At 37.5% G+C, this 18331-nt stretch carries 19 protein-coding genes and 2 riboswitches; of the genes, 13 read left to right on the forward strand and 6 right to left on the reverse strand.

The genetic code is table 11. The features are described 5' to 3' along the window. Window positions 1–56: 56 nt before the first annotated feature. Window positions 57–245, reverse strand: coding sequence for an alpha/beta-type small acid-soluble spore protein (locus FIU87_RS07320; protein ID WP_152443977.1), 189 nt, complete (start codon window positions 243–245; stop codon window positions 57–59). A gap of 177 nt (window positions 246–422) precedes the next feature. Between FIU87_RS07320 and FIU87_RS07325 the strand changes: the two genes are divergently transcribed. Together FIU87_RS07325 and FIU87_RS07330 are read left to right on the forward strand one after the other, a co-directional pair. Continuing rightward, a complete protein-coding gene (locus tag FIU87_RS07325; protein WP_172970988.1) occupies window positions 423–1781 on the forward strand; it encodes a TrkH family potassium uptake protein in 1359 nt (452 codons plus the stop codon). 120 nt (window positions 1782–1901) lie between these two features. Beyond that, window positions 1902–3113 (forward strand): bacillibactin exporter BcbE, encoded by a 1212-nt coding sequence (locus FIU87_RS07330; protein WP_152443978.1) that lies wholly within the window; start codon window positions 1902–1904, stop codon window positions 3111–3113. Between the two features lie 10 nt (window positions 3114–3123). Here FIU87_RS07330 and FIU87_RS07335 read toward each other — a convergent pair whose 3' ends face one another. After that, window positions 3124–3471 carry a DUF3905 domain-containing protein gene (locus tag FIU87_RS07335; RefSeq protein ID WP_152443979.1) on the reverse strand — a complete coding sequence of 116 codons (348 nt, stop codon included), beginning with the start codon at window positions 3469–3471 and terminating at the stop codon, window positions 3124–3126. An 87-nt stretch (window positions 3472–3558) separates the two neighbouring features. On the opposite strand from FIU87_RS07335, the gene FIU87_RS21545 reads away from it, so the two are divergent. The 3 genes from FIU87_RS21545 to FIU87_RS21000 are packed head-to-tail and all read left to right on the forward strand — an operon-like array spanning window position 3559 to window position 4058. After that, a complete protein-coding gene (locus tag FIU87_RS21545) occupies window positions 3559–3690 on the forward strand; it encodes a hypothetical protein (RefSeq protein WP_301538660.1) in 132 nt (43 codons plus the stop codon). Window positions 3691–3725: 35 nt separating this feature from the next. Beyond that, window positions 3726–3881, forward strand: coding sequence for a hypothetical protein (locus FIU87_RS20995; protein ID WP_172970900.1), 156 nt, complete (start codon window positions 3726–3728; stop codon window positions 3879–3881). Window positions 3882–3893: 12 nt separating this feature from the next. Next, window positions 3894–4058: a hypothetical protein gene (locus FIU87_RS21000; protein WP_172970989.1), complete on the forward strand. Its 165-nt coding sequence runs from the start codon at window positions 3894–3896 to the stop codon at window positions 4056–4058. Between the two features lie 5 nt (window positions 4059–4063). Here the strand turns inward: FIU87_RS21000 and FIU87_RS07340 are convergent, their stop codons facing one another. Then, on the reverse strand, window positions 4064–5827 hold the full coding sequence (locus tag FIU87_RS07340; RefSeq protein WP_152443980.1) for a B12-binding domain-containing radical SAM protein: 1764 nt from the start codon (window positions 5825–5827) through the stop codon (window positions 4064–4066). Between the two features lie 253 nt (window positions 5828–6080). On the opposite strand from FIU87_RS07340, the gene FIU87_RS07345 reads away from it, so the two are divergent. The 3 genes from FIU87_RS07345 (at window position 6081) to FIU87_RS07355 (ending at window position 9717) form a co-directional block, all read left to right on the forward strand. Continuing rightward, window positions 6081–8294, forward strand: a complete 2214-nt coding sequence (locus FIU87_RS07345) for a PAS domain S-box protein (protein ID WP_152443981.1) — start codon at window positions 6081–6083, stop codon at window positions 8292–8294. A 24-nt stretch (window positions 8295–8318) separates the two neighbouring features. Continuing rightward, window positions 8319–8810, forward strand: a complete 492-nt coding sequence (locus tag FIU87_RS07350) for a methylated-DNA--[protein]-cysteine S-methyltransferase (protein ID WP_152443982.1) — start codon at window positions 8319–8321, stop codon at window positions 8808–8810. A 328-nt stretch (window positions 8811–9138) separates the two neighbouring features. Continuing rightward, window positions 9139–9717, forward strand: coding sequence for a DUF2087 domain-containing protein (locus FIU87_RS07355; protein WP_152443983.1), 579 nt, complete (start codon window positions 9139–9141; stop codon window positions 9715–9717). 167 nt (window positions 9718–9884) lie between these two features. On the opposite strand, the gene mtnA is transcribed toward FIU87_RS07355, so the two are convergent. Together mtnA and mtnK are read right to left on the reverse strand one after the other, a co-directional pair. Continuing rightward, window positions 9885–10946 (reverse strand): S-methyl-5-thioribose-1-phosphate isomerase, encoded by a 1062-nt coding sequence (gene mtnA, locus FIU87_RS07360; RefSeq protein ID WP_152443984.1) that lies wholly within the window; start codon window positions 10944–10946, stop codon window positions 9885–9887. Then, window positions 10943–12139 (reverse strand): S-methyl-5-thioribose kinase, encoded by a 1197-nt coding sequence (gene mtnK / locus FIU87_RS07365; RefSeq protein WP_152443985.1) that lies wholly within the window; start codon window positions 12137–12139, stop codon window positions 10943–10945. Before mtnK ends, mtnA begins: the two co-directional genes overlap by 4 nt. 96 nt (window positions 12140–12235) lie before the next feature. Continuing rightward, window positions 12236–12338, reverse strand: a riboswitch (SAM riboswitch). Window positions 12339–12817: 479 nt separating this feature from the next. Here mtnK and cspD point away from each other — a divergent pair. Beyond that, on the forward strand, window positions 12818–13015 hold the full coding sequence (cspD, locus tag FIU87_RS07370) for a cold-shock protein CspD (RefSeq protein ID WP_064100611.1): 198 nt from the start codon (window positions 12818–12820) through the stop codon (window positions 13013–13015). Between the two features lie 454 nt (window positions 13016–13469). Here cspD and FIU87_RS07375 read toward each other — a convergent pair whose 3' ends face one another. After that, complete coding sequence (locus tag FIU87_RS07375; protein WP_152443986.1) at window positions 13470–14252, reverse strand: carbon-nitrogen family hydrolase; 783 nt, start codon at window positions 14250–14252, stop codon at window positions 13470–13472. A 100-nt stretch (window positions 14253–14352) separates the two neighbouring features. On the opposite strand from FIU87_RS07375, the gene FIU87_RS07380 reads away from it, so the two are divergent. The 4 genes from FIU87_RS07380 (at window position 14353) to FIU87_RS07395 (ending at window position 18325) form a co-directional block, all read left to right on the forward strand. Next, on the forward strand, window positions 14353–15525 hold the full coding sequence (locus tag FIU87_RS07380; RefSeq protein WP_152443987.1) for a pyridoxal phosphate-dependent aminotransferase: 1173 nt from the start codon (window positions 14353–14355) through the stop codon (window positions 15523–15525). Window positions 15526–15603: 78 nt separating this feature from the next. Continuing rightward, window positions 15604–15706, forward strand: a riboswitch (SAM riboswitch). A 77-nt stretch (window positions 15707–15783) separates the two neighbouring features. After that, window positions 15784–17028 (forward strand): 2,3-diketo-5-methylthiopentyl-1-phosphate enolase, encoded by a 1245-nt coding sequence (gene mtnW, locus FIU87_RS07385; protein WP_152443988.1) that lies wholly within the window; start codon window positions 15784–15786, stop codon window positions 17026–17028. Next, window positions 17025–17690, forward strand: a complete 666-nt coding sequence (locus FIU87_RS07390; RefSeq protein ID WP_152443989.1) for a 2-hydroxy-3-keto-5-methylthiopentenyl-1-phosphate phosphatase — start codon at window positions 17025–17027, stop codon at window positions 17688–17690. The genes mtnW and FIU87_RS07390 overlap by 4 nt, the downstream gene beginning before the upstream one ends. Continuing rightward, window positions 17687–18325, forward strand: a complete 639-nt coding sequence (locus tag FIU87_RS07395; protein ID WP_152443990.1) for a methylthioribulose 1-phosphate dehydratase — start codon at window positions 17687–17689, stop codon at window positions 18323–18325. The genes FIU87_RS07390 and FIU87_RS07395 overlap by 4 nt, the downstream gene beginning before the upstream one ends. Window positions 18326–18331: the final 6 nt, after the last annotated feature.

The raw sequence follows: 18331 nt of genomic DNA on the forward strand, positions 1-18331 counted from the left end.
TAGATTATACATAATAAATGAACCCAGAGAGTTGTATCTCTGGGTTTTATCCATGGTTATTTACCTTTAAGTTGTGATTGAGCTTGAGCTACTAAGCGCTTAGTGATCTCTCCACCTACAGAACCATTGGAGCGTGAAACTGTGTCAGAACCAAGTGATACACCAAATTCTTGTGCAATTTCGTATTTGATTTGATCTAATGCTTGTTCAATTCCAGGTACGAGAAGTTTATTACGTCGTGCCATTTTTATCACTCCTTTTTTGTTCAACTAAATAATATTTTTTGGATTATTAGTTGTACCGTTAGTATTGTTGTTGCAAATTAATTCATACTGGAAAGTATTAGACAAATACTGTAATATAGGTGTGGATTACCATGAGACTAATATTGTTTATATATGCTGTTTGTTGAAAGGGAAGTTATGATTAAATTTAAAGCTATTTTTAGTGAGAAAGTACATAATTTATCTCCAGCGCAGTTAATTGTAAGTTTTTATTTCATTGCTGTGCTGGTAGCTGTTAGCCTTCTAAGTTTACCCATTGCGAGATATGAAGAAGCAGAATGGAGTTTTATCAACGCTTTGTTTACTGCTGTGAGCGCTGTAAGTGTTACTGGACTTACTGTTGTTAGTACAGCAGAAACATTTACCACTCCGGGTGTATTTATTCTTGCTTTCGTTTTGCAATTTGGTGGTGTAGGGGTAATGGCGGTAGGCACATTCATTTGGCTGTTACTAGGTAGAAAAATTGGCCTTCGTGAACGTCGATTAATGATGCTTGATCAAAATCAATCAAATTTATCAGGTATTGTAAAGCTTGTTAAGCAAATCCTTGTGCTTATTCTTACAATTGAACTTGTGGGGGCTTTCATTCTTGGTACTTACTTTCTGTCTTATTTCGATTCATGGCAGGAAGCTTATTTTCAAGGTTTTTTCGCAGCAGTAAGCGCCACAACAAATGGTGGTTTCGACATAACTGGCTCTTCTCTTGTTCCATTTGCAAATGATTATTTTGTCCAATTTATCGTGATTATCCTAATTATTGCTGGTGCGATTGGCTTTCCAGTTCTAGTGGAAGTGAAAGAATTTATTGTCCATAAGAATGGAAAATTCCGTTTTTCTTTGTTTACGAAAATCACCAGCATTACATTTGCTTTTTTAATTACCTTTGGGACAATCGCCATCATCATTTTGGAGTTTGATGAGTATTTCAAGGGTATGACATGGCATGAAAGCCTGTTTTATGCCATGTTTCAATCTGTAACTACGAGAAGTGGTGGCCTTGCTACCATGGATGTTAGCGAGTTTACCTTACCAACTCTTCTTGTCATGAGCGGTCTTATGTTTATAGGTGCGTCTCCAAGTTCTGTTGGAGGCGGGATACGTACGACGACCTTTGCCTTAAATATTTTGTTTTTATATCATTTCGCTAGAGGGAATCGCAATATAAAATTGTTTGGAAGAGAAATTCACGAAGAGGATATTATCAAGTCTTTAGTGGTGCTAATCCTCGCCATTACCATTTGTTTTAGCTCTATCATTATTTTGTCTATTACAGAGGATTTTGCCTTAATTCAAATTATTTTTGAAGTGTGTTCTGCTTTTGGTACGACAGGATTATCCATGGGAATTACCCCTGACTTATCCTCCTTTGGCAAGCTTGTTATTATTTGCTTAATGTTTATTGGACGTGTAGGACTGATTACTTTTCTCTTCATTATGGAGAGTAAACAGAAACCACCTAAATACCACTATCCAGTGGAGCGTGTCATAATTGGATAGAAAATGAGGCCTTGAATAGGGCCTCTTTTTCTTGTTTTGAAAGCTTTTATTAGAGTAAATATTTTAGAGCATTTGGATTCATATTAATAGAGACGAAAATGATGAAAGTAGGTCCTATTGATGGAGCATGAAAAAAGATGGGCAATCGTATCATTGGCATCGATTCCACTTGTAATGACTTTAGGAAATTCGATGTTAATACCTGTTCTTCCAACGATTGAAAAGAAACTCGATATTTCTTCTTTCCAGGTTAGTATGATTATTACCGTGTACTCCATCGTAGCAATTATTCTTATTCCTATAGCAGGCTATTTATCAGACAGAATCGGTAGAAAGGCGGTTATTCTTCCTAGTCTAATTATTACTGCAATTGGTGGTATTATTTCTGGTTGGGCAGGTTGGAAAATGGAAGATCCTTATTCGATTATACTTGTTGGGAGAACACTCCAAGGAATTGGTGCTGCAGGAGCCGCTCCCATTGTCATGCCACTAGTAGGTGATATGTTTAAGAGTGAAAGTGAAGTTAGTGAAAACTTAGGAATTATTGAGACTTCCAATACGCTTGGAAAAGTACTTAGTCCAGTATTAGGTGCCTTATTAGCGGGGATTGTTTGGTATCTTCCTTTTTTTTCTATCCCTGTATTTTGTCTTATTTCCATTGTACTCATGCTTTTTTTAGTAAAAAGTCCAAAGAAGAAAGAAAAAGCATTGCCGTTTAAGGAATTTCTATTAGCTGTAAAAGGTATATTTCACAAAGATTCCAAATGGCTGTTTGCGATTTTCTTCGTGGGTTGCATCCTGATGTTTGTCTTATTTGGAGTGTTATTTTATTTGTCTGACTTATTGGAAAAGAAGCATGGTATCGAGGGAGTGAAAAAAGGTGTGTTTTTAGCTGTCCCTTTAGCTACCTTATGCATCGCATCGTTTTTTACAGGTAAAAAAATTCAAAAAAACAAAGTGCTAATGAAATGGCTTATTGTCTTCAGTGTGACGGTTTTAGGGATCAGTGTGTTTGCGAATAGTTTTTTTGAGGGTGTTTGGATGACGATGGCGCTGTTTTCCGTAGGTGGACTGGGAATAGGGGTAGCACTTCCTAGTTTAGATGCTCTCATTACAGAAGGAATCGAAAAAGAAGAAAGAGGAACTATTACATCTATATATAGTTCCATGAGATTTATAGGTGTTGCACTTGGACCGCCAATAGTTGCACTGTTGATAAAAGGTGAGGACACTTTAATGTTTTATGTGTTGTCAGGAGTTTGTGCTCTTGCATTGTTTATATCCATGAAAGGAATTCATCCGGAAAATGACAAAAACAGGGCGGAAAGTTAAGCCCTGTTTTTTAATCTCTATCATAGCTCACGTCTTTGTCCGGGTGAGTAAATGGGACACCTTGAGGAGCCTTCGATTTTTCAATAAGCTCCCTGTTTTCAGCAGAATTCCAACCGATATCATTTGTGGGATGCACCCAATGATCTCCTGCCATGATGGCTGGATCTACCTCGTCACTCCAATTGTTTAACGGTGAATCATCAGAATTATATAAGCTATCTCCAATCACAATTCCATGTTCATTAATGAACGGTGGCTGCATGGTAATTTTACTTCCCTTAAAACTTGGAGAATTGATTTGGTGGGGCATTGTTTCCTCTAAATATGGAACGTCTTTTGATTTTTTATTGTCCGTCATACCTGTTCACCTCCCATTAAAGGTATATTTTTAGCTTTTCTATAAAATAAATAAGTATGTACAAAGAATCCAAAGGGGGTGAATGAATTGCAGAAAGAATTTGAATTAGCAAACCTGTCAGAAGATAATTTAACGAAAATTACGCTATTTGAAAAACAGCTTCAAGAGGAACTTGGGGAGCATATCGTTTTAATTGCTTATGAAGAATGTGAAAAATAAGAGCTGGGCATTCTAACAGTATGGGGGTGAAGGTAGTGGAAAAAAGGAAAGTCGCACATGATGCAGCCAAAAATAACAATAAAACTCCTAAGGAAAGCTTGCCAGACACAGAATTCTCTGCTGCATATGATAAGGAAGATATGATTCGTGGAGCAAACCGAAATTCAAAAAAAGGCAGACAAGGTAAATAAGGGGGATTTAAGATGACACATAAGAAACAAAAGCAAGCTCATAAAGAGGAGCATGCTATTTCACAAGACAGTTTGAATGAAGAGTTTGGGCCAGAATTTGGTGATCCCAACGCAGCAAAAGCCTTTGAAAATGCGATAGAGGCTAAAACACAAAAGAATAAAAAGGAAAAATGCTAGCTGAATTAGCTAGCATTTTTTTTGGATATGTTATTAATTGGATATATTACTGTTTTGTTTTCCGATTGATTGAAATACACAAGCACATAGCCTTCCTCTTTCTTTATCTTGCCTGTTTTTCGATAAAGATCTAAGTCAAAATGAAGGGATTCAATCATGGTATGCTTGTAAAGATCTTTTTCGGTTAATTGCAGGTCGGAAAAGCTGGTACCAAGAATACCTGGTTGTTGAGAGATTTCTTTGTAGAGCTTGGTTCTTGTTTCTTTCTCTACTCTATTTTCCCACCACGGTTTACGAGGCTTAAATTTTTGATGTAACAAGTAATCATACTTCATTAGGTTTTCTACAAGAGAAAGCGCCTCGGGAGATACCGAATGTAAAAATGCTTCCAGGCGTTTGAACAAATCCTCCAATTGGTGGCCAATTCTTGACCAACCCTCTTTATCCCAGTAGGACCCGAACTGTTGGAAGAAATCAAATGGTGTGTCAAACACGTTGGTAACTAAATATTCCACCGTTACATCCATTCGATGATCATTCCAATACTTTTCTAAAACGTCCTCTACTTGTTTAATTCGGATAATGTCATCAAAGGAGAGCACATTATTTCCTAATATCTCGTATGGTGCTTGATCCATATATACATAATGATGATCTTCAGAACGAATTCTTAATCCAGTTCCACGAAGCATTTTAAGGAATCCAAGCTGAAGCTCCTCAGGGCGCATTTCAAAGACATCATTAAATGTTTTCTTAAAGGAATGATAATCCTCTTCAGGTAAGCCAGCGATAAGGTCTAGATGCTGATCTATTTTCCCACCATCCTTTACCATCGTGACGGTACGTGAAAGCTTAGAGAAGTTTTGTTTCCTCATCACCAGCTCATTAGTAGCATCATTGGTGGATTGAACACCAATTTCAAAGCGGAAAAGCCCTTTTGGTGCTTCCTTGTTTAAAAAATCGATAACCTCTGGACGCATGATGTCAGCAGTGATTTCAAATTGAAACACGGTTCCTGGTAGATGCTCGTCAATTAGAAAGCGAAACATCTCCATGGCATAGCTACGACTAATATTAAATGTTCGGTCTACAAACTTAATCGTTTTAGCTCCGTTTTTCATAAGAAAACGGATATCTTCTTTCACTTTCTCCCGATCAAAGTATCTTACTCCGACTTCAATGGAAGAGAGGCAAAATTGACAGCTGAAGGGACATCCTCTGCTTGTTTCAAAATACGTGACACGCTTTGACAGCGCTTGAAGATCTTCCTCGAAACGATATGGGGAGGGCAGCTCTTTTAAATCGACTTTATTACGCTGTGGAGAGATTTTATTTTCCTCGTTAAGGCGGTAGGCAAGCCCACTAATGCTAGAAAAATCTCCGTCTCCTTCGAGCTCTTTTAATAATTGCTTGAAGGTAATTTCTCCTTCTCCAAGGACAATGAAATCCACATCCTTTAAGCGTTCAAGCCAATAGGAAACATCATAAGTAACCTCAGGCCCCCCAAGGACGATGACTAAATGAGGATTTATTTTCTTTAACATGCTAATCACTTTTATGGTTTCTTCAATGTTCCAAATATAGCAGCTAAAACCGATAACATCAGGTTTTTGTTGGATAAGATCTGAAACTATATTCATCACAGGATCTTTTATCGTATATTCCGTAATATCTATCTTATACTCCGGCTCAGCATAAGCTTTTAAAAAGCGGATGGCAAGGTTAGTATGGATATACTTTGCGTTTAAGGTTGTAGCAATAATTTTCATGGTAGATCCATCAATCTCCTATAATACTAGAATGTTTAACTTAACTATTTTATCATACTTACTATTTATACGTAACACGCTCTTTCTTCCATTATCTACACAATAGCATTAAATATTACAAAATGATTTCTGAAATGACTTTTTTATTGCGTTATATGACTAACAAAGGAATTTTAAGGAGGAACGTAGAAGAATATGGATTAGATGTGATATTAGCGTTGCTGCGAAATAATTGAAAAGTGGAGGAAGTACAATGATCCAACACATGGTGAAAGAGGAAACCAAAAAGTTGGAGGCAGAAATAGGAACACTCACTGCTCAAATTCAACGGCTTGAAAAAGAAAATAGGTTTCTTCAGCTTACATTCGAACATGCCAATGATTCCATAATCTTGTTTAATGAGAATTTAGAGTTTTTCCAAGTAAATCAAAAAGCATGTGATCTTTTTGAATTGCCAAAAGAGGAATTGCTAAAAAGAAAGCTTCATGATTTTCTAGAATTAATGTCAAAGGAAGAAATAGAGTATCAAGAAGCACAATTAGAAGAACTAGGTGAATCGAAAAATGAATTAATCGTCCGCTTGGATAGTGGGAAAGTTAAGTTTATTGAATATTCTGCTGTTCGAAATCCGGATGAGAGCGGTTTAGATATTTGTATCATTAGAGATATTACCCTAAAGAAACAGATGGAAAAAGAAACAAGCAAAAATAAGCAAATGTATCATGACGTGATAAATAGAGCAGTAGATGGTATTGTCGTTTTCGATAGAGATGGATACTTTATTGACGTAAATCCAGCATTCTGTTCCAATTTTGCGCTCCCAAAAATGGATCTTCTTCAGTCAAAGCTAGATGACTTTGTTGAGTCAGATTCTAAAATCAAGATGAAGAAGATATGGAATCTGCTCGAAAAGCACGGTAGAGTACGAGGAGAATTGCCTGTTTCTCTCCAAAATGGAGAAAGGAAAACTTTTGAAGTTACGATTACAGCAAACATATATGATGACTATTATTTGGCTATTATGCGGGATGTCACGGAAAAACGAAACATGGAGCTTCAACTTGAAAAAAGTGAAAAACGTTTTAGGGAAATGTTTCAGCATGCGCTTGATGCCATTGTACTTGTCGATAATAACGGGAAGATAATGAGAGCGAATCCAGCAGCAAGCAGAGCCTTTGAATTACCACTTGAAAATTTAATACAGTCAAAGCTTCATGACTTTGTTCCAAAGAAAAACAAAAAAGTCTTTTCGATTATGAAGCAATTTGGAGCAAAAGGCGAAATTCGCGAAGAGCTGGAATTCCACATGCCTAACGGTCAAATAAAGCTTTTAGAGTTTACCGCAAATAAAGGTATTATTGATGGCTACAACATGATTATTTTCCGTAATGTTAGTGAACGGAGAAAGATGGAAAAGGACTTAAGAGAAAGTGAACAGAAATTCAGAAAGATTTTTGATAATGCAATGGATGGTATCATTCTATGGGATGAAGTTGGAAATATTATTGACGCCAATCCTAATGCAAGCAAAATACTAGGATTTTCAAAGGAAGAATTAATAAATAATTATCTGTCATCATTTATTAACAGAGAACAAATTGATTCTATTAAAGAGAGGTGGAAGCAAAGTCCTGACAGTGATGAACTAAGTGGAGAAATTAGTTATGAGAATGATGGTTCAATTCAAATTATTGAATACTCTGCTAAAAAGAATGTCATTGAAGGTCTGCATATGACCATTTTCCGAAACATAACCGAAAAGAGGGAGATGGAGGAACAACTCAGAAAGTCCGATACGTTGACCGTGGTTGGAGAGCTTGCTGCAGGAATTGCTCATGAAATAAGGAATCCAATGACCGCTTTAAAAGGGTTTATTCAACTCCTCCAAAATAGCATGGAGGACAATCAGCATACGATGTATTTTGATGTCATTACCTCAGAGCTTAAAAGAATAGAGTCGATTATCACTGAATTTCTCGTCTTAGCTAAACCTCAAGCAATTTCCTACCAAAGAAAAAATGCAACTGTGATCATGAAAGAAACGCTGGATCTCTTAAGTGCGCAGGCTTCGTTAGAAAATATCCAATTTGCGAGTTTCTTTGAAGAAAATGTTCCAGATATATATTGTGAGCCAAACCAATTAAAACAGGTGTTTATTAATATTTTGAAAAATGCAATAGAAGTCATGCCAAAAGGTGGTAAAGTTACCGTTTTCATTGAGAAAGAAAAAGAAAAAGATGATTTTATATTAATTTCCATAATAGATGAAGGAATTGGGATACCAGATGACAAGCTTAAAAAGCTAGGTGAACCATTCTATACCACAAAAGAACGTGGAACAGGGTTAGGTCTTATGGTAAGCTATAAAATTGTAGAAGAACACAACGGATGCATTGAAGTAATGAGTGAAGTAGGGAGAGGTACAACCTTTCATATTCACCTTCCAGTAGGCTCGCCAACTGCCTAGAAATAATGAAAGAGAGGGAGCTTTATGTTTTATTATGATACGATACAAACTTCTGTAGGAAATTTATTTGTCGTATGTGATGACAATTATTTATTAAAAGTAGGTTTTCAGGATGACTTTAATAAACACATCGATTCATCCACACCTATCTACCAATATGCTCCTGAACACCCAATTTGCCAATTGGTAATAAAGCAATTGCGCGAGTACTTTGCTGGGGAACGGAAAAACTTTGAAATTCCACTAAGAATAAAAGGAACTGATTTTCAAATGCAAGTGTGGGAGGCATTAAATGGGATTTCCTATGGGACATTGAAATGCTACCAAGACATAGCTATGGAAATTAATCGCCCACTTGCAGTTAGAGCAATAGGGCAAGCGAATAGAAGGAATCCAATTCCCATTATTATTCCGTGCCACCGTGTGATTGGAAAAAATAATGCCTTAACAGGGTATGCGGGAACTAAAATTGATATTAAGGAAAAATTACTAAAGTTAGAAGGGGCCATTGTATAGGCTACACTTCAAAAACGATAGAGTGACAAACTCTATCGTTTTTTTTTTTACAGAATAGGCAAAGAACTTTGTCATTTTTTTACTTAGGCTCATATAATTTACTAAGACTAAAAAAGTTTCCCTAAGTCAAAAAAACAGGAGTCGATTATGATGGGAAGGGTAAATAAATTAATTTTTTATACACACATAGTTGAAAAGTTACAAATCATTAATAATAACGAAAAAAATCAAATATTGAAAAATGAAAGTAAAAAAGATTGAATTCCCTCACTAATTAGATTATTCTCTAATTAGATGTAAATCTAATTAGAGAGGGGAGGGATTTAACATGCAATTAGATAAACTCGTTAATTTTTATAAGGTTATGGGAGATCAAACAAGAATCAAATTGCTAGTACTACTTTCTTCAGAGGAACCTTTAAATGGGCAAGAACTTGCAGAACGACTAGGTATTAAGCCTCCAACGGTATCTCATCACATAAGTAAGTTAAAAGAAATAAGTGCTGTATACGAGAGAAGAGAAAAAAACACTGTCTTTTATTTTCTTAATCAAAAATCCATAACACAGTATCATGAAGGACTTCATCATATTTTAAATCGTAGTAAAAAGGGGGAGGCTTCCATAATGGAACAAAAAGAAAGAGAAGAAATTCTGCAAAACTTTTTAACAAAGGACGGAAGATTAAAAAATATCCCAGCTCAGAGAAAGAAAAAGCTGATAATTTTTCAACATATTATGAAGGACTTAGAAATGGGCGTGAAATATACCGAAAAAGAAATAAACGAGCATATCAAACAATTCCATGAAGACTATGCAACGATTAGAAGAGAGTTTATTATCAACCATTTTATGTATCGTGAAGCTGGAATTTATGAAATGAATCCAAAAGAAATGTGGTTAAAATAAAAGGCTGTTTTCGTAAAGTTTGTGGCTACTGCGTATCTTTAAGACACTCGTTATCTCCTTGTTGTCGTGCTCTTTTCGTGGAGGAGTTTTAAACAAGTGGCATTTTTTTTAGTTTATAGCAACAAGCTTTTAGAAAAGAGCTAAATAAAACAAGGAGGATCTGTCTATTACGACAGATCCTTTTGTGAGAAAAGAGAAAAAATCGATTCGGTAAAATTACCTTTAATAACACCTTCTTCGGTAATGATGGCTGTGATAAGCTCATTTGGAGTTACATCAAATGCCGGATTAAATACGTCGATATTTTCTGGTGCTATCCTCTTGTTCCCAATATGAGTGACTTCATCAGGATTTCTTTCTTCAATGATAATCGAATCTCCAGTTGCTATTGAAATATCAAATGTGGACAAGGGAGCAGCTACATAGAAGGGTATACCAAAAGCCTTTGCCAAAATAGCAAGTCCGTATGTTCCAATTTTGTTTGCGGTATCTCCGTTTGCAGTGATTCTGTCCGCTCCGACGATGATAGCACTTATATTTTTTTTCTTTATGGTATGTGCTGCCATATTGTCTGTAATAAGGGTTACATCCACTCCTGCATTTTGCAGCTCCCAAGCAGTTAGTCTTGCACCTTGTAATACAGGTCTTGTTTCACAAGCAAATACTTTTAAAGGGAAATTTCTCTCTTTTGCAAGGTAGAAGGGAGCGAGTGCAGTGCCATACCGAGCAGTAGCAATAGAGCCTGCATTACATATTGTTAAGATATGATCATTTTTCTTAAACAGAGTTAAGGCATGTTCGCCAATTTGTTTGCAGGTAGCTTCATCTTCTTGCTGAATCTGTATTGCATGATGAAGTAAGTTTGTCTTCGCTTCATTTATTGTAACTGCCTTAAGGGCGGAATGATATAATCGATCTAATGCCCAACATAGGTTAACTGCAGTGGGTCGTGAACCCGCCAGATAATTTTTATCCTCTGTTAGTTTTTCAATAAATTCGTCCAGGCTTTTTGTTTGATATGACTTTGCAGCAAGAGCAAGGCCATATGCTGCTGTTATTCCAATGGCAGGCGCCCCTCGAACCTTTAGGGAGGATATTGCATCATACACTTCGTCTAAAGTGTAAAGGTTTAAAAATACTGTTTCTTGAGGTAGCCGTTGCTGATCTAATAGCTTTATATAGGTTTCCTTCCATTCGATGGAAACAGGAAGGGTAGAGGTAAATGTCATGATTCTTTCAACTCCTTCATATTAATTAATTCTTCAAGCGCTGAAGTGGAAGAAATCAATTCTCTATCTATAATAAGCGCCTTACCAAGAGAAAGCGCCTGTTTTTTGATGTTAATCCTTTTGGCATCAGGTTGTATAGAATCAAGGTCCGCGACATGAGCAAGACCGATTGTTCTCCGGATTATCTCACAACCTGCAAATCCAATAGCATCTTTAAAAATTTTCTCTAAAACATGTTCGAAATAGTGAGGTGTTGTTGTGAATTTTTCTACACTTTCCTTGTCCCAAAGTGAACGAAAAACTTGAGAGAAGCTTTCCCACACATGATGAATGTGTCTAGTAATATCCCCTCTGGAATCTTCGTCCCGAGTGATGGCCTGCAATAAAATATTTGCAAAAAACTGCCCGATATCAAAGCCAATTGGGCCAAAAAAAGCAAATTCTGGATCAATGACTTTTGTATCAATCTCACTGGCAAAGATACTTCCAGTATGCAGATCTCCATGAAGCAGCGCTTCTCCACTAGTTAAAAACGATTGCTTTAGCTTCGCTACTTCCAATTTTAATTTATCATTGCTCCAAATATCTTCTACAGAGTTAAGGAGTTCTGGCTCATAATCATTTGTTTCACTATCAAAGAAAGGGTCTGTAAACACCAAATCCTCGGTGATTTTACAAAGCTCTGGATTGCTAAAAAGCTGTTGAAGCTTTTTCTTTTCTTGTTGATTCATTCCAAAATCTGATGTGTAAAATAACGTTTTGGCTAGATATTCTCCAATATGTGAGGACACAAGAGGGAATGCCTTGCCAGAAATAAAGCCATGTCGGACAATTTCTAAATGTGATAAGTCCTCCATTATCGTAATTGCCAGTGTTTCATTCGTATAGTAAACCTTTGGAACAAGATTAGGCACAAAGGTAGCAGCATTCTTTAAATAATTTCCCTCAATCGTCGCTCTGTGTAGAGTAAGAGGCCAGCTTTCACCTACAACCTTAGCATAGGGAAGTGCCTGTTTTACGATAATTCCTGTGTTATTTTCATCTGTAATATGAAAAACTAAATTTAGATTTCCGTCTCCAATTTCTCGGCAGGCCAATAATGATCCTTCTTTAAAAAAATTTAGCTCCTTGGCAAGTGTAACAGCGGTTGCCTCTGTTAGTGGTTCATAGTCTTTCGCTAAAGTAACTGTCATGGTTTTCTCCCCCTATATTGAAATAAAATACAGCGGGGCTATTACAATAATAAAAGCCCCTTTCCACAAGAAAGAGGCTTGAAGTTAACTTCTCCCCTCTTATCTGTCAGAAAAATTTCTGCAAGAATTAGCACCGTGCTTGAAAAAGTCGGTTGCCGGGTTTCATAGGGCCAGTCCCTCCACCTGCTCTTGATAAGAGTAAAACAACATATTTAATTAGTTGGCTTTGTTAATGATGAACGGTGATTTAAAGAAGTTTCTAGCTGGTGATTGTAGCAAATGCGTAGACTCCAGCGGGATTGAAGCGAGTGACTGGAGAGCCCACAGGCGTAGCCGAGGAGGCTCCAGTATCGCCCCGCGGACGCGAAGCAATTTGCGAAAATCAACAGCGTTGTTCAACAAAGCTGATTATTTAGAAAATTATCACTTGTTGAAAATAATAACAAGGCACTTGGAAAAATGTCAACATCTTTTTGCAATCTGATTATTTTGAAAAATAACAAAAGATAATATGAATAATTTGGATTTAACCTTGAAAAAAACATAAGTACCTGTTATTATTAAACTATTATTTTTGTTCGTGAATATGGAAAGTCAGAAACAAAGTTTTCGTCTTGAAATGTTTGAAAGAGCAAGAATAGTAATATTTACGTGGGTTAACCACAAGGAGGAACAAACATGTTACAAGGTAAAGTAAAATGGTTTAATGCAGAAAAAGGTTTTGGATTCATCGAAGTTGAAGGTCAAGACGATGTATTCGTACACTTCTCCGCTATCCAAGGCGACGGCTTCAAAACTTTAGAAGAAGGTCAAGAAGTTTCTTTCGAAATCGTTGAAGGTGCTCGTGGACCTCAAGCTGCTAACGTTACAAAATAATGCTAGCCAAATAGAAAGGACCCTAGTGATAGGGTCCTTTTATTTTTTGTTCAATTTTTCGATTTTAATACGACAAGCTCCATGCGCCTGCGACTAGCAAACTTCCCTCGCCTCCTTACGATAAGGCAACATCGACGCTCGAGCTCTTCGTGTTTTCTTTATCTCATACGGTTCAGTGCCACGAAAAGTGAAGCGGCTTGTTCAGCCGCTGCAACTAGACAAAGTTTGTACGTCGCAAAACGGGCGCATTTCGCTTTTGATACATCAAGCTCCATGCGCCTGCGACTAGCAAACTTCCCTCGCCTCCTTACGATAAGGCAACATCGACGCTCGTGCTCTTCGTGTTTTCTTTATCTCATACGGCTCAGTGCGACAAAAAGTGAAGCGGCTTGTTCAGCCGCTGCAACTAGACAAAGATTGTACGTCGCAAAACGGGCGCATTTCGCTTTTGATATTAATAGTATTGTGGTCTTCTATCTTCAAAGATTGGAATTTTTTTTCGTACTTCATCGACTTTTGCTAAGTCTACAGTGGCTGTAATAATTTCTTCTTCTTCACCTGCTTCAGCCAAAATTTCTCCCCAAGGATCAATAATCATGGAATGCCCTGCGAAGGTGTTTTTCGGATCTGCGCCTGAACGGTTGCAAGCAATCACATAACATTGATTTTCAATTGCTCGTGCAATTAGTAACGTTCGCCAGTGTTCCACGCGCGCAAGTGGCCATTCTGCAACGACGAAAATCGCTTTTGCCTGTTTCGTTGTATGGGCGCGAATCCATTCAGGAAATCTTATATCATAGCAGATGAAGCCTGCACAAGCTTCGCCATCTAGCTCAAAAAGCCCGTCTGTTTTTCCGGGTTGTAAAAAGTGGTGTTCATCCATGAGTCTGAACAAGTGAAGCTTGCTATATTCTCCGACCACTTCTCCGTCTTTATTTACTGTTAACATCGTATTATAAATTCCCTTATTTGTTTTTTTGGCAACAGAGCCCCCAACAATATGTGCACCAACTTCTTTTGCAGCTGATTTGAGTAACTTTGTTGTTACGAAACCACCAGAGTCCGCTATTTTATCAAGTCGTTCTAAATCATAGCCTGTCGACCATAGCTCAGGAAGCACGATTATATCAGGGTGTTCTTCCCCAGCTTTCTTTATTAATTCACACACTTTATCAATGTTTTTTTCAGGATCTCCAAAAGCTATATCAAATTGAATACAAGCAATTTTCCAGCTCATAATCTTTCCTCCCTTATAGAAAAAAATGCTTTACAAGTTGATTCTAACAATATATGATTTGTGACTAGGATTTCAAGAATTTTTTAAGTAGGTGGACTAAATGAAGAATTTCCAACAATCTGAACTTTTAGATTCCCTTCCGGTACAGTTTTTTGCCTCTTTAGTGAAAAAAGTGGGAAAAGTAATGGCTCAGGGTCATGATGTTATTAATCTAGGACAGGGAAATCCTGACCAGCCAACGCCTGAACATATTGTAAACTCCTTACAGAACGCTGTTCAAAAGCCACATCACCATAAATATTCCCCGTTTAGAGGGCACTCATTTTTGAAAGAAGCCATCGCGTCATTCTACAAAAGGGAATATGACGTGGATCTTGATCCAGAAAAGGAAGTGGCAGTTCTTTTTGGGGGGAAAGCAGGCCTAGTGGAAATCCCTTTATGCTTGTTAAATGAAGGGGATACCGTCCTTGTTCCTGACCCAGGTTATCCTGATTATTGGTCTGGTGTCGCGCTTGCAAAGGCAAAAATGGAATATATGCCGTTACAAGAAGTATATCATTTTTTACCAAACTATGAAGAGTTAGAGGCAGATGTTTTAGAAAAAGCAAAACTCATGTTTCTTAACTATCCAAACAATCCAACAGGAGCGGTTGCGAACAAACAATTCTTTGAACAAACTGTGGAGCTTGCCACCAAGCATAATATTTGTGTGGTTCATGATTTTGCTTATGGTGCCATAGGCTTTGATGGAGAAAAGCCAATTAGCTTTTTACAAACAGAAGGTGCAAAAGAAGTGGGGATTGAAATCTATACACTATCTAAAACTTTTAATATGGCAGGGTGGCGTGTAGGTTTCGCAATTGGAAACGAAAATGTTATTTCAAGCATAAATCTTTTGCAAGATCACCTTTATGTGAGTTTATTTGGAGCAGTTCAAGAGGCGGCAGCAACAGCGCTATTAGATTCACAAAAATGTGTGATGGATTTAGTGAATTTGTATGAGAAAAGAAGAAATATCCTAATCGAAGGTCTTCAACAACTTGGTTGGGAAGTTACAGCTCCTAAGGGATCTTTTTTCGCTTGGTTAAAGGTTCCTGATGGGTACACATCTGTTACCTTTGCAGACAAGCTTTTACATGAGGCGCATGTTGTAGTTGCACCTGGAGTTGGATTTGGGAAGTACGGAGAAGGGTACGTCCGAGTGGGATTGCTTACAGAAGAGGAAAGGCTGAAAGAAGCAATAAAAAGAATCAGAGAGTTGAAGATATTCTGAAATTTCTGTTGACATCCACGTGAAATGATGGCATAATCGCAACTAGATTTTATAAAAAAATGATCAAAACCTAATTCAATCTTATCAAGAGCAGGTGGAGGGACTAGCCCTATGAAACCCGGCAACCGACTTTTTACAAGCACGGTGCTAATTCTTGCAGCAAATCGCTGATAGATAAGAGGATGTTAGATAACCTAACCTCTTCTTTAGCGAAGGGGTTTTTTGTTTTTTATAGAGCATGTTGAAAGGATGAAGAACATGAGTGAAATAATCGCAACTTACCTGATTCATGATCATAAAGGAAACCTTGAAAAAAAGGCAGAAGGTATCGCGCTTGGCTTAACAATCGGATCTTGGACCGATTTACCGCAGCTTGAAAAAGAACAATTAAAAAAACATAAAGGAAAAGTGGTAAGTGTAAAAGAGCTAGAACCGAGCGAAGTCGTTAACAGCTATTTGCATAAGAACATCACGAGAGGAATTATCCAAATTGCTTACCCTGCTTGGAACTTTAGTAATGATCTTCCAGCAATTCTAACGACAGTTTTCGGAAAGCTTTCCTTGGATGGGGAGATAAAGCTGATAGACTTAACGTTTAACGAGCAACTAAAACAAGCATTTCCAGGGCCAAAGCTTGGCATTACTGGTCTTAGAGAATTAACTGGCGTTTTTCATCGGCCGTTTGTCATGAGTATTTTTAAAGGTGTCATTGGCAGAGATATGAACTATCTTATCCACCAGTTAAAGGAGCAAGCAAAAGGAGGAGTAGATTTTATTAAGGATGATGAGATTCTTTTTGAAAACGACTTCACTCCATTTGAAAAAAGAATAACAGAAGGGAAAATTGCGCTTGAGGAAGTTTACGAAGAAACAGGTCACAGGGCAAGATACGCCGTTAATTTAACCGGTAGAACATTTGAGTTAAAAGAAAAAGCAAAGCGCGCAGCTGAGCTTGGGGCAGATGCACTTTTGTTTAATGTTTTTTCCTATGGTTTAGACACTCTACAAGCGCTTGTAGAGGAAAAGGAAATTTCTATTCCAATCATGGCTCATCCTGCTGTAAGTGGGGCCCTTACTCCATCTGAATTTTATGGAATTTCAAATGAATTGCTACTAGGAAAGCTTTTGAGGTACGCAGGTGCAGATTTTTCGTTATTTCCGTCCCCATATGGAAGTGTCGCACTACCGAAAGAACAGGCTTTAGGAATTCGTGATGCCCTAACCTTGGAGGAGGCACATGTGAAAAAGACAATTCCAGTACCATCTGCAGGAATCCATCCGGGTCTTGTACCTCTTTTATATCAAGACTTTGGGAAGGATGCCATTATAAATGCAGGCGGAGGAATTCATGGACATAAGCTTGGTGCAGCTTCAGGAGGAAAAGCATTCCGTCAAGCTGTAGAAGCGGTGTTAGCTGGTGAGCTGTTAGAAAACTATGCCTCTACTCATGAGGAATTGAAAATTGCCCTTGAACAATGGGGTAATGTTGAGGTCGCACAATGACAACCAAGCAACCAATCATTTTTTGTGACTTTGATGGGACAATTACTAACAGTGACAATATTATTGCCATTATGAAAGAGTTTGCTCCCCCAGAATGGGACGGTATTAAGAATCAAGTGTTAGCCCAAGAAGTCTCCATAAAAGAGGGAGTTGGCAAGATGTTTGCTTTACTGCCTTCCTCTAAGAAACAGGACATTAAGAATTTTATTATGAAACATGCGGAAATAAGAGAAGGCTTTGCTGAATTTGTTTCTTATGCAAAGGAAAAGAATATTCCTTTGTACGTTGTCTCAGGTGGAATCGATTTTTTTGTAGAACCCATTTTAGCCAGCTATATCAGTAGTGAGGACATCTATTGTAACAGCTCTGATTTCTCACAAAATCAAATTAGCATCGTTTGGCCGCACACCTGTGATAATAGTTGTGAAAACGATTGTGGGTGCTGTAAGCCAACTATCATAAGAAGTCTATGTAAGGAAAATGACCGTATCATTGTAATCGGCGATTCGATTACAGACTTAGAGGCTGCAAGGCTTGCAGATCAAGTAATTGCCAGAGACTTTCTAGCAGACAAATGCAAAAACTTGGGCATTCCTTTTTCTAGCTTTGAAACGTTTTTTGATGTGATGGAAATCCTTAAAAAGAGCGAGGTGAGGGCATGAGCACCTTCATTCAAAAATGGAATGAGCTTAGTGAGGTAAAAGCAGAGCTTGCCCAAAGAGATTGGTTTATGGGTACAAGTGGAAATTTGTCAATCAAGGTATCAGATGACCCCTTACGTTTTTTGGTATCTTCAAGCGGGAAGGATAAACGGAAACGAACAGTGGAGGATTTTTTATTAGTTGATGAGCATGGAAAGGCAATTGAAACAAGTACGTTAAAGCCATCTGCTGAAACACTGCTTCATTTAGAAGTGTATCAACATACAAATGCAGGTTGCTCCCTGCATGTTCATACAGTAGACAATAATGTGATATCAGAACTGTATGGTGACCGAGGGAAAATTACATTTAAGGGGCAAGAGATAATTAAAGCTTTTGGAATTTGGGATGAGGATGGAGAAATCACCATTCCTATTATTGAAAATTATGCCGATATCCCTAAGCTAGCTTTAGCTTTTACAAGTTATGTAAACAAGGATAATGGGGCTGTTTTAATAAGAAATCATGGCATTACGGTGTGGGGAAAAACAGCATTTGAGGCGAAAAAACAGTTGGAGGCATGGGAGTTTTTATTTTCCTACCAATTAAAGCTACTAAGTCTCCAAAACTTGTTACCAACTAAAATATCAATTTAATAGAAG

Source organism: Bacillus sp. THAF10 (assembly GCF_009363695.1).
Classification (GTDB): Bacteria; Bacillota; Bacilli; order Bacillales; family Bacillaceae_I; genus Sutcliffiella_A.